This window comes from Undibacterium sp. TC9W (assembly GCF_049339865.1).
GTDB lineage: Bacteria > Pseudomonadota > Gammaproteobacteria > Burkholderiales > Burkholderiaceae_D > Undibacterium.
This window is the reverse complement of the sequence record NZ_JBMPPJ010000014.1, coordinates 94,938-106,860: the sequence shown is the minus strand read 5'-3', so window position 1 is coordinate 106,860 and position 11,923 is coordinate 94,938. Positions and strand designations below refer to the sequence as shown.

Genomic DNA, 11,923 nt, shown 5'->3' with positions numbered 1-11,923 from the left:
TTATTTGCCAGCCTTGTAGGCCGGCAGATATTGCGCTAGCCTCGCCCCCATTTCCTGACCGAGCGCTTGCAAGCCACTCATGGGCCTGACCATGACTTCAAAATCGACGATCTTGCCCTCAGCATCAAAGCGTATCATGTCTATACCCTTGAGCTGCTTGTCGCCGACACTGGCACTGAATTCCAGCACGATATTCAAGCCATCATCAGAAGATAATTCACGGTGATAAGTGAAATTTTCAAATACCTTAACGACGGTACCCAGTATCAATACGACCGCGTGGGCGCTGGTATAAGGCTGATGCGCCATCGGAGAACGAAAGACCGCATCTGCATGCACGATGGATGGCAAGGCACTCAGGTCTTTGTTGGCAATCATTTCATGCCAGGTTTGCAGGGAGGCAGCAACGGCGTCAGGCAGCTTGTTCATTGTCATCCTTTTTATGTTGATTTCACCCGGCATGCTCCAGGCTTGATGTAAAAAGAATGATCTTAGACCAAATCTTACCTGTAGGTATTTGTGCTGTTGTAAATTACACCTACAGCTTGGGCTGCACTGGTTTGGCAGCTTCAGGTGTGCGTGACAACAGGCGGCTGGATGGGCTGTCGTCAGCACTCAATACATTCAGGTCGGCACCTGGCCTGGTGGCAGTAATGGGCTTGATACTGCCGCTGAACTGTTCCAGCAGCTTCTTATCGACAGGTTCAACTGCTTTGCCATCAGGATCTTGTTTGGCGGTAGTCCCGCGTTCTTCTACCCTGCGGTAAAAGAATTTATGTTGAGTGGAATCATGGACGACGCTTTTCTCTGGCTCTACCGGTACTTCGCGCTTCGCGATCAGGGATGAACCCAGGCTGGCATTCAGGAAACCACTCATCAGATTGAAGTTACGTGTAGAGAGACCATTGAGTTCATAACCACCACCGATATCACTATGGCAGCCGGCGGTCGTCACACCGAGGAAGCGCTTGTCAGCCGACAGACCCTGCGGAATGATGTTATCTGCCGGGAACAGGGATCGATGCTCGTCACCCGCCTTGATTTGCAGACCGCTGATGACTGAATCGGCAGGCCGCCTGTCCTTATGCTCCGGGGCACCCGTCGCAACCGGATCATACATGGCCAGGGCCTGGGCTTGCTTGCCGGGTTCCTGTAAGGGTGGTGCAGTGAATGTCACCTTGTCCTCTTTCAGGCCCAGTGCCAGCGGATAAGTTTCTATTTTTCTGGCATCCGGATTTTGAACACCTCTCTCATCCACCATACGGGTAAAACCTGCTGCCTGTTCAGCACCACGGCTGAAACCGACAGAAACTACGCTGATCCTGGCATGGGGATTTTCTTGCAGCCAGGCGGCAGACTGTATATCAAATTTTTGATACATGTCTTCCAGGCGCTCCTGGTAAGTGCCGCCTGTCGCTCCATCTATCACTCCCTTAAGCCCGCCCTGAGTACCCGGCCCTTCCTTATAGTAAAAGGCGATGTTGGGGTTGTCCATCCTGGCGTTTTCGATCTGCTCTTTCAGCAACCCGACATTAGTGATGTGCTTGGGATCTTTGATGGCATCGTTTCCTGTACCGTCAAACAGGGCAACGAATACGCGAGCATCCGGGTCCTTGGCATCATAAAGTTGCGGAACCTCGAAGGCATTGATCTGTGCCTCTGCCTTGGTATAGGTGGCCAGTTGCTCAGGAGTAGCCTGCTTAACATCAACGCCGTCAGATTTATCGGTCATGGGAAATCAAGGTCAAAAAGTCTTGGAAAAGGCCAGTGTCAGATGATCACGGTGCTCACGCGTTTGCTCATCTTTTTCCAGGCGCATCGTCACGAACATATATACATTCACTGTGCGGTCGTTCACTTCAATGATGATGTTTGGCTTGCCACCATACACAGGCTCGGCTTTATACAGTTTGGACAGCTCTTCTGTATGCAGAATTTTTCTGTCTTTGAATATTGCATCCAGATCAAGCGAATATTTGAATGGCGTACCATCCTGAGAGCGCCATTCCATTTCTACCGGGCCTGAAAAAGCATGATAACTGCCCGAGGTACCCCACTTGAAACGGCTAACGTCTTCTGGCGTCTTTGCCCTGAATGTCTTGCCAAAGCTGAGTCTGTGCGGTGAGCCTGCATAGACGATATACACATCACTGGCACTGAACACCTTGATATCAATATCATGTGTAGTAAATTTCAATTCTTCTTCATTTGCCATTGCGCTAGATCCCAATTGTGTTTGTAAGGCGATTGCCATCAAAAATCCTGTAAATCTTCGTTTCGAGAATTTCATGTCTTACCCGATTTGCATGGAACGCATGTCTTGAAGCGACCAGAACGCGTTACAGAATGACTTTGATTAATAGTGTTGCATACGGATTATTATCAGAATTTTAAAAATAATCCAGATTAGCGTGCGCATCGCCAACGCAAGAAGTAACTGTAGTTCTGACTTGCCTATAAATCCAGAAAGTCCGCACCATGCATGGCTCACTTGATTTTTGTTGCCAGCAACAGGGAAAGCAAAAGCACTCATGACAGACTTGATGGCAATAATTATACGTCGATGCTTTTTATTTTACAAATAAATATACGAATAAAAGTAAAAAACGTTTTAAGAATTAAAGCCATGAAAACCACACTTGAATGACAGGCTACGATTGCTCTTAATGGCGGCAATATTTTGCCGGGCTCTAGTGTTCCAGTATGAAAGACGAAAAAAAACGGACGCCGCAGCATCCGTTTTGTACAGCCAGCGAATATCGCCAGACCTGATCCTTGCTCAATCGTCGTCTTCCTTGATGTCATCCACGGGCAAATTATTGACTTTGTTCTGCAGATAACGGCTAGGTTTAAACTTGGGAACTTTGCGGTCTTCTATCATGACAGGTTCACCAGTGCGTGGGTTTCTGGCCTGTTTGGCATTTCTTTCAGCCACCTTGAAGGTGCCAAAACGGCTGATCTTGGCTTCGCCGTCTTCTACCATCTCCCGGACTATCTCGTCAAAGACGAAGCTAACGATGTCTTTTACTACATTTCTGGTCAAATCACCCTGATATTTGCTGTAAATACGCTCGACGATGTCGTGTTTTGTCATTTTCTGTGAAAGCTTTCTTATAACAGTGATCAACTGCCTGGTTTGCAGTCAAAAACTGCCGATTTTCTAAAAAGCTATAATATGCCTTCATAAATTGAAAGTCAAAGCGGGTTGGATGGGTAGAAAAATGCGCTGCCTGCCTGGTAGACAAGCAGCAGTCTGCAAAAATTGCTGCTCAGTTGTAAGCTGGAGAGTGACTTGCGAGGAAAAGAGATGCACTCGCGCCGCCCAGGGCGGCGAAGTATCAAAGGCCGGGGATGGGTGAGGCTTTGCGCACCGGTGCTTCTGGCTGCGCTTTGTTTTTATCTGCTGCATTGAGGCCAGGCACTGGTGTAGCCAAAACAGGAGCAACAGGCACAACTGCATTGCCATTGCGTGCCAGTTCTTGCAACTTGCTCTTGCCCTCCGCCTCGCTGATGATGCGCGCATTCGAACCATAACGCTGGGTTACTGTCGTGCTCTTGTTTGACCTCAGTTGCAGCGACAAATCATCCATCTGTGCTTTGGCCAAGACTACATTTTCCGCTGGCAAATTAGAAGTCTTCGGCATCATTGCAGCCGGGTCTTTTGTCGCCATCTTGCGCACCAGCCAGTTCGACCTCAACACATCCGGCAATGGCGCTGCTCTGGTCTGATCAGTCTTGAGTCCGGCTGACTCAAAATTTTTGGCGTAGTCAGCCTGCCTGTCGAGATTGGCTTTGAGGTAGGCAGCTGACTCATCCCGCATGCGTCGATTTTTTTCGAGACGAACCGGATCAAAGTATTTTTGCCGTATCTGCGCTTCCTTGTGCTCGAAATATGTTTTTTGTTGCGCAGTCATCTGTTTGCCATCACCACGATCCAGTCCCAGCAAATGCATTTGCAGCTTCTGCATCGTCGTATCCAGCGAGTTGTATTGAGGACTGGCTTCACCAGCCTTCAGTTCGGACTGGTATTTTTTTTGATACCCCTCAATTTGATAGCGTCTTTCAGGTGGCATTTTTGCCAATTTTTCGGCATTCGCCACCTGCATGGCTTTCAGTATCTCATCGCCATTCTTGCCCTTCATGCCATCAACGGCAGCCTGATATTTTTTGCTGTCCTCGGCCCGTAATTTTGGCACACTACCTGGGCCACTCTGCGTTTTTTTCTGTTCAGCACCAACCCTGGCACCGGGACTATCCATTTGCGTCAGATCATTGACTTGCTGGGCCTGAACGCAAACAGGCAGCACCATGCCGAGTAATAAAGACAGGACTGCCGCCTGACGTACACAGTATTTTTTTTGCTCTGGCTGAAGAGGGTGCGTGTTCAAATTCATTGAGACCGGCTTCGCAAAAGTATCTGGGCGTTAAGGTGAAATACTGCGCAATGCAGGTTCGCGCAATTTCTTGGTTTTCATCTGGATAGCAACTTCATTGAGTAATGCTGTCCTGGTAGCCGACAATTGCACAATATTTTCGGCCACTTCCTGTTTTTGGTATTGCATATAAATCTGGTAAGCGGTCATGACGGCAAGCTCATAATACAGGGGGAGCTCGCCTTTAAGCGAGAGTTCGGAATACCACTGCTCCGAGCCAAAGCGTTTTTTCGCTTCGCCGACTATCATTTCAGAAAATGACATTTCCTCGGCAAGGACAGGCGCAGGCATAGGTGGTTGTTGTGAAGCATTTTCGCCCGACTTGGCCAACTTGGCAGCATCAACAATTGCGACAGAATTGGCAACCGCAACAGATGAACTTGGTATCGTTCCTGTAGATGCATTCTGCGCCATATATTTGTCGTAAAACTCTCTGTCGAAATGATCTGTTTTGCCGTTATAAACATCGTTATCGACCACACCGGGCGGACGCACCAGACTCAATGGTGGTTTTCTCTCTGGTTTATCGACAGCGGGCTGATAACTAAATGAAACACCGCCGCAAAACGGGGGCGGTATGCGCATGGCCGTAGTTCTGCTGGGATCACCTTTGGTAATCACTTCCAGGTGGATATGCTCAGGATTGGGCAAAATTCCTGTATTGGAGGGAACGCCTAATTTGTCGCCGATGCTGATGGCAGAACCATTCAGCCTTGCCTTGCCATTAGCATCAGGCTCAAAATTCCTTAGATGGCAAAATTTAGCGGAGAAACCGTCAGACTGTTTAATGACTACCATATTACCGCAGCCACTAGTTGCAGGATAGGAATAATAAGTACCTGCTACCGGTGATACCACCATGGGATCAGGCAGTGCTTTTTTGGAGAAATCTGTACCATAGTGAAACTGCCATTTACCACGGCCATTAGGATTAGCATCAAAGCGCCAGCCGAAAGGGCTGCTGACAACCAGAGATCCAGATTTGATGACAGTTTGCAGGCAGGTACTTGCCGACGCCAGACTCTGCGTCATTAAGCTTGCACATACTGCCGTTGCCAGCAGATAGGGTCGGAGTTTTAATTTAGCCTGCATTTTTTTTCAACAATGGTTTTAGTATGGACTTGATCGTGTCTTTCTCATTACGCGTGGGATTTTCACGCTCCATCAGCGACACTCCAGCTTCATAAGCGATCTTGTCGTCAAATCCCAGTCCCAGGGTCGCCCAATTCAGGTATTGCCTGAGTTTTTCATTACGCAATTCACCCTGCGCACGTGTCGCAGCTGTCTGCACTGCCTTACATACTGTCTTGTCGTATTCACTGTTATGCATGGTATCGACACAGATACTGTTGTAAATAAAATGATGCAAAGTCAGGTAAGGTAAATCGAGTGTTACACCTTTATTCTGATCAGCCAATTTCAGACGGACTGCGGTATAGAATAAAATTTGCGCCGACACTACCTGGCCATTTGCTGCATACCACGCCATCTTTCTGTAAATCATCGCATAACGTTTATCTGGCTCAGTAGCGATAATGCCACCAGGACGCAACACCGCCAGCTTTGGATAAGCATAAGCCAGCGAAGTATCGATTTTCTTTACGGCATCTGTCTCCTTCAAGGAGAATGTCTTGCTCACTTCGGCTTGATTCTTGGCCGATTTTTCTATCATGTAAAACGAAAACCAGGGATTGTCTTCTGCCGGTTCACTCCCAAGAGTTGTTTGAGCCTGCACCATGCCAGCGGCAAAACAAATCAGCAGAACAAACAAGCAATTATTTAAAAACACCCGCATCATCGTTTAGCAATGTACTGCCTGGTCTTGGCATCAAAAGTAAATGAAAAATTCCTATCCAATTTTTCCAGCGCCGTGCCACCCTGGTTCAGTGCTGTCCCCGTCTGACGCAAGACCACATCTGGATAATCTGGCGTAACTGAGGCTGGGAAACTTACAGTGAACTTGCTGTCGGCACAAAGCTTCTTGCCCTGGCATGCAGCACCTTCCAAATTATTCAACAACACTTCTGCAGTCTTGAGTGCGCTTTGAGGTTTTTTGTCTGCACTGAATATATACACTTCTGCAGAGGCATATACATAACCACCTTTGTTAGCCGGCAGTAAAACTACGGCGACCTGGTTTTTTGTCTGCGACAAGAATCCACCAGCCCCGCTGGCATCTTCAACCGATACATTGGCCACGCCGCCAGGGCCGCGCACAGTAATCGTATCATTGCTGCACTTGCCAGATTTCTCGGGGCAATTACCGTCACGGATAAAGGTCGAAATCCAGTAGGTGTCCTTGCCGCTATCTGCAAGAGCAATGATTTTTTCGACACCTGCAGCCGACTTCGATTCCTGCCCCAATCTGATGGCATCTGCGGCATGACTTACCGTAGCCACTACAGCCAGGGTAATTGCGAGCATACTTTTTTTCATGGTTTCACCAGATATTCTCTATTTCTTTTTTTATGGCCAGCATCAGCAAGCGTTAATACCAAATTTCTTGCGCCAGAATTCCCAATACATCTGGCCATTGATCTGATCCAGCGGGACGCGTGGGCTCATATTGCCTTGTATGGCTTTTTTCCTGGCTGCAGATAAAGGTGCGCCTGTCGTAATATTGTCGTAGATCTGCTTGAAGCCGGCGGCACCCATATTGTGCATACCGTACAGGACAAATACAGGCGGCACACCCTTCACACCCTGCGGGAAAGTACTGCTAAAAGCAGCTATGTTGGCGATCGCATATTTTTTCGCCGCGATACCATTCTGATAGGGATCAAACACCTGCTCAGGCAAGAGCCCGCTCATGCCAACGTCAGCCAGTGCACCGGCCCCCATCTGATACAAGCCATAATAGTGAGCCGGGCTCACAGCACGCGGATTCTTGGTCGATTCTACATAGGCATAGTAATGCCAGGCAGACCGGGAAATACCAAAATTGAGCAAAGGCGTACCAGAGTCACCGTTGGCAAAGGAACTATTGATGGCAGCGTTCACATCTGCCTTGCCCATTGCCTCATATTTAGCGAAATCGGCACTGGCGGCGCAGCGTGCCTGCGTTTCCGGTGAGCCCGTTGTGGTTGAAGACGGGTCAAGATTAGGATTGGCATCAGCAATCTGATTGGCCACGTCAGCCCGCGCAGAATTATCCGCATTGAATGCCACCACTACTTTACTGCGGCGGGCAATTTGCGAATTAAGCGAGTGGGCCACGGTACTCATGCGCGCCTGTATGACGTCATTACTACCTGAAAATGCCTTCCTTGCGTCGGAATTATAGGTATCTTCATTGTAGTCAGTGGCTGGATAATTCCCCATGCCCATGACATTTTCTGACCATACCATGGCTGCCCGCTTTTCTTCTTCTGACAGTTGGGTAGTCTTTGCCTCACCAGTTCTGGTATAACCCGGCGGCATGACATCAAGATTCTGCAGATGATCAGCTGCTGCCGCTTCGCAAATGCCATTAAAGACATCGGACATACTGCAATAAGAAGTGGAATGGCGCAGATAGCTTGCCTCTGCATCCGCCATCCTGGAAGTACGCATGCTATTGATGATGCGTGTATTCATGGCATCGGCAGCTATCGCCGTACCCGAAGAAATCAGGGGGGTGACCTGCGTTTGCGAAACCAGCTCATTACAGACCTTGGTAGGCATAGTGGCACCAACTCCCTTGATCAGGGTAGCAGCCGCTGCTTCTTCCGGGCCGCGTGGAGTACTGCCTGGCAGGCCTATTTGGCTCCCATACAAAAACGACTTACCCTGCAACATGGCGGCTTCGCCATCATTCTCTACTTTATTACGTGCCCCACTGAGCTCAAAAGCAGCAGCTACTTTTGCGCCTGCACTCCAGGTCTCGGGCAATACCTGGTAATTAACCAGCGCAGTAGCAGCCAGGGTCACTGCTGAAACGGCGGCAGAAATCGCCGCGAGGACCCCAGTTGTTGCCTCTGTTATGGCAATCAACATGTCCGGCGACCATATCTCGCAAATGATGTAGCCTTCATAAATACAGACACCAGCCCTGGCCGACAAGGAAACAAAGAACAGGGACAATAGCAAAAAACTCAGGCCAGCCAATACATACCGCCGCAAAGCACTCTTCCTGGTGACAGAATGCTTTTGCGATTTTTGTTTATTGAAATAAGTCCGCATGAATGTCATCGCTCTTGGTATGCGATTAAGGAGTTGTGCCAATGGCACGCAGGGCCATTTCACGATTTTTCGCGTAATTCGGATTCATGCTCACGGCAATTTCATTCAGGATCGCAACTTGTGTTGCCAGATTTTGTTCCACCCTTTCCTGTTGGACATAGGATTGATAATCCATCCAGCTTTTGAAGGCCATCATCTTGTTCAATTCACGCAACAAGCCATTGGTATTGTACTGAGACAAAGTAAGGTACCAGGACTGATCGACAAAACGGTTTTCCACGAACAGCTTCATTGCCTGCAAAGGAGACAAGGCCGTAAGACCAGGCGCAACCAGGCCCATGGAATCAGGTGTCAGGCTGGGATCAACCTTGCGCATCAGGGCACCATTCTCCATTGTCGCCAATGGCACGGATGCCCGCGCAGCATAAGTATTATTGGCCGACAACCATTGTTTTCCAGCGGCAGTCTTGGACATTTCATCGACATTTTTTGGTGTATTCGGTGGCTCACCCACCACATTGACCGCAAAACGTGATGCCGCAATCAGACCTGCGTCGTCCAGAGGTTTATCAGCAGAAGCAAGCACTGTCTTGGAAACATTGACCGGTGCCTGATAATAGCGTTTGCCTTCTGCGTTGCTGTCCATATAAATCATATCGTCCTGATAGCGTTTGGCCATCTCTGAACGGATATCCGGTGCACCATTGCGGAAGTAGTTGACTTTTTCCTGCACACTTTGGGAGTCAGGTGACACACCACCTACTGCCGAACCCAGGGTAGTCGAAGACGCCAGGTCATAACAGTTGCGCTGGCCGTTCAGCATAGGATCTTTGATATTCAACAGGGCGATGGCGGCGGCTTCATTGATCTTGATGTCGCCATCGACAGCGATCTTGCCTTCTGCCAGAACTTTGGCCCTGGCACCATTCATTTCAATTGCAGCCTTGACCTTGGCGCCAGCACTCCAGATTTCAGGAATGATTTGCAGTTCGACGATTTCCGTCATGGCTGCAATAATCGCTGTAGCAGCAGCCCCAACCGCAGCAGCCACTTCTGCACCAGCAGATACTGCGCCAGCTGCCGCCAATGCGCCATCGCCGCAACAGGCGTCAGCACGCAAGGGAATTAAAGTGAACGGCACGGCAAGAGCGCATGAAACTGCAATCGCCACGAATTTTTTATTCAGATTTTTCATCGCTTAACCTTCACTCATAAACCAGGGATAGTCGATTGAGACTGGGCAGGCGCAGCAGGTGGCGGCGCCGGTGAGTATGCCGGGGGAGGATTTGCCGGCGCAGTACCGACATTAACAAAATTGCCGAAAGTATTCACACCAGACTGATTGATCCCTGAGTTAACTGTATTGACTGCATTGTTAACCGCACTATTCCACGCACCAGTTGCAGCAGCGCATATCTTCATGATGATTTCATTGATGATTTTGTCTACCAATTGATTCAGGAGTGCTTCGAATGCTGCGGTAAAGTTGAAGGTCGGGAAACTGGTCATCAATGAAATTGTTTGAATATTGGCCAGGCATGAGTTGATCGAGTCATTGAAGCGCTTGACAGGATCACCAGGTGCGGCAGCCGTCGCAACATTTTTTGCCGAATTATTGATCGCCGTATCCATTTGCGAGCCGCAATTTTTTTGTGACCGTGCATTTGTTTCGCTGGTACCCAGAGAGTTTGATGCACGCATATTTTTCTGCGTATTGGCATCCAGGACCGGCACGCTGGAATCAACCGAACCCACTGCACCGACAGTGGATACACTATCTGCACTGGCCATGACTGGCATGATTCCGATAGATACAATCAACAACCGGTACATTACTTTTTTTAAAATTTCCCGCATCACCATGCTCCTTGCTTTCATATCGTTATCTTAGCCACTCACGCGTTTTCAATTTACTTTGTCTCTGCAATCCACATAGCACGATCACAAGCCTGCAACTACAAACCCGGAATAGCCGAGGGAGTATTTAAAGGTGCCGGCGCCATAGGTGCCGGGTTCACAGGCGCTGGCCCCACCGTCACTACATTTCCAAAAGTATTGATCCCTGATTGATTGATACCGTTATTAAGCGTATCTATCGCATTACCAACAGCTGAATTCCATGCCCCTGTTGCCGCCGCACATATTTTCATAATGACTTCATTCACCAGTCTTTCGATCAACTGCTTTAATAGTGTTTCAAACATTTGTGTGAAATTAAAGGTTGGAAAAGTCACTAAAGCAGAAATTGTCTGTATGTTGTCAAAACAGGCATTCACACTATCGTTCAGTTTTTTGACTGGATCACTGTACGTCATGGCACGTGCCATATGCTGCTGTCCTGCTGTCAGAGCATCTTTTGCTTTCGTGGCACAGGGATCAATCGCTGCCAGATCTGTCTGGTTTGCCCCCACTGCTCCGCTCAGTTCCAAGGTTTTTTGTGCACTTGTATCCAGCGTGGTAATGGTCAGGTCACCTACGCCGGACATGCTGTCAGCAGCGCTGATACCTGGCATGAGCGTCGACAATGCCAGCAATGTCATCATTGCAAACCAGACCCGCCGCAGTAATTTTTCAGAAATCAATTTCATCAAGCCACCCGTGCGCCCTGTTCAATGGCAGTCTTTACAGCAGCCAGCCGCTCTGGTGCAAATACCGTTTGCAGCAAGGCTGTCTTCCTGGCGAAGCGCAATCTATCCATCATGAGTTTGAAAGCAACCCGGTCGATAGCTGTCACGCCCCCCTGTTCATACAGGCTCTGCGCCTCTTGCAGGAAATTAAATTCAATTTCAGGAAATCCGGTTTCTAGCCAATACACCAGACGCAAGGCCATTGATGAATGCAGATACGCGAGCACAACCAACAAGTCGTTAATGAAGGCGGCCTTTTGCCCGGACCGCACAGCCTGAGCCAGCATGGCCGGCATGGATGCCACCAGTGCAGCCAGTTCATCATCCAGGGATGCGCCGCTGTCCAGCACCCAATCCTCGGTCGCATCCATCGCACCAATAATATACGCCGCACCGGGCGACACCTCGCTCCAGTACGTTTGCAAGCCTTCACTTGTTAGATCAACCATATATTATCCATGCCAGAAAATACAACATTGACGCATTATAACTACAGAATTATTTAAAGAAAATACCCTTGTTCTTTTTACTTTATTTCAAAAAACCTTTATAAGTAATAAGTTTTTTAAAAATATTATTTTACTTGTCGAGTTTTTACCATCAGGTTATCATTAATAATTGAAAAAGTGAAAGTAAAAAACTTAATGGCGGTGAATTTGGACAATAAGTCAACATTAAGAAATGCAAATTCAACAACATCCG

The 11,923-nt window shown here is 48.5% G+C and carries 13 protein-coding genes; all 13 read right to left on the bottom strand.

Annotation, left to right across the window (positions count from 1 at the left end; all coding sequences use genetic code 11):
- Positions 1 to 429, bottom strand: coding sequence for a nuclear transport factor 2 family protein (locus tag ACO0LN_RS19560; protein WP_422976627.1), 429 nt, complete (start codon positions 427 to 429; stop codon positions 1 to 3).
- A 109-nt stretch (positions 430 to 538) separates the two neighbouring features.
- Positions 539 to 1,732, bottom strand: coding sequence for a phospholipase effector Tle1 domain-containing protein (locus ACO0LN_RS19555; protein ID WP_422976625.1), 1,194 nt, complete (start codon positions 1,730 to 1,732; stop codon positions 539 to 541).
- 12 nt (positions 1,733 to 1,744) lie between these two features.
- Positions 1,745 to 2,215, bottom strand: coding sequence for a hypothetical protein (locus tag ACO0LN_RS19550; protein WP_422976623.1), 471 nt, complete (start codon positions 2,213 to 2,215; stop codon positions 1,745 to 1,747).
- Positions 2,216 to 2,779: 564 nt separating this feature from the next.
- The gene (locus ACO0LN_RS19545; protein ID WP_422950213.1) at positions 2,780 to 3,094 is read right to left on the bottom strand and encodes an HU family DNA-binding protein; all 315 of its coding nucleotides are present in this window, start codon (positions 3,092 to 3,094) and stop codon (positions 2,780 to 2,782) included.
- Between the two features lie 244 nt (positions 3,095 to 3,338).
- Positions 3,339 to 4,394, bottom strand: a complete 1,056-nt coding sequence (locus ACO0LN_RS19540; RefSeq protein WP_422976621.1) for a hypothetical protein — start codon at positions 4,392 to 4,394, stop codon at positions 3,339 to 3,341.
- A 30-nt stretch (positions 4,395 to 4,424) separates the two neighbouring features.
- Positions 4,425 to 5,465 (bottom strand): M23 family metallopeptidase, encoded by a 1,041-nt coding sequence (locus tag ACO0LN_RS19535; protein ID WP_422976619.1) that lies wholly within the window; start codon positions 5,463 to 5,465, stop codon positions 4,425 to 4,427.
- Between the two features lie 49 nt (positions 5,466 to 5,514).
- Entirely contained in the window at positions 5,515 to 6,171 is a 657-nt protein-coding gene (locus tag ACO0LN_RS19530; protein ID WP_422976617.1) for a hypothetical protein, read from the bottom strand.
- 56 nt (positions 6,172 to 6,227) lie between these two features.
- Positions 6,228 to 6,869, bottom strand: coding sequence for a hypothetical protein (locus tag ACO0LN_RS19525; protein ID WP_422976615.1), 642 nt, complete (start codon positions 6,867 to 6,869; stop codon positions 6,228 to 6,230).
- A gap of 42 nt (positions 6,870 to 6,911) precedes the next feature.
- Entirely contained in the window at positions 6,912 to 8,594 is a 1,683-nt protein-coding gene (locus ACO0LN_RS19520) for a hypothetical protein (RefSeq protein ID WP_422976613.1), read from the bottom strand.
- Between the two features lie 25 nt (positions 8,595 to 8,619).
- Positions 8,620 to 9,789 (bottom strand): hypothetical protein, encoded by a 1,170-nt coding sequence (locus ACO0LN_RS19515; protein ID WP_422976611.1) that lies wholly within the window; start codon positions 9,787 to 9,789, stop codon positions 8,620 to 8,622.
- A gap of 14 nt (positions 9,790 to 9,803) precedes the next feature.
- On the bottom strand, positions 9,804 to 10,394 hold the full coding sequence (locus ACO0LN_RS19510) for a hypothetical protein (protein WP_422976609.1): 591 nt from the start codon (positions 10,392 to 10,394) through the stop codon (positions 9,804 to 9,806).
- A 155-nt stretch (positions 10,395 to 10,549) separates the two neighbouring features.
- Positions 10,550 to 11,185: a hypothetical protein gene (locus ACO0LN_RS19505; RefSeq protein ID WP_422976607.1), complete on the bottom strand. Its 636-nt coding sequence runs from the start codon at positions 11,183 to 11,185 to the stop codon at positions 10,550 to 10,552.
- Positions 11,182 to 11,670 carry a hypothetical protein gene (locus ACO0LN_RS19500; RefSeq protein ID WP_422976605.1) on the bottom strand — a complete coding sequence of 163 codons (489 nt, stop codon included), beginning with the start codon at positions 11,668 to 11,670 and terminating at the stop codon, positions 11,182 to 11,184. The genes ACO0LN_RS19505 and ACO0LN_RS19500 overlap by 4 nt, the downstream gene beginning before the upstream one ends.
- Positions 11,671 to 11,923: the final 253 nt, after the last annotated feature.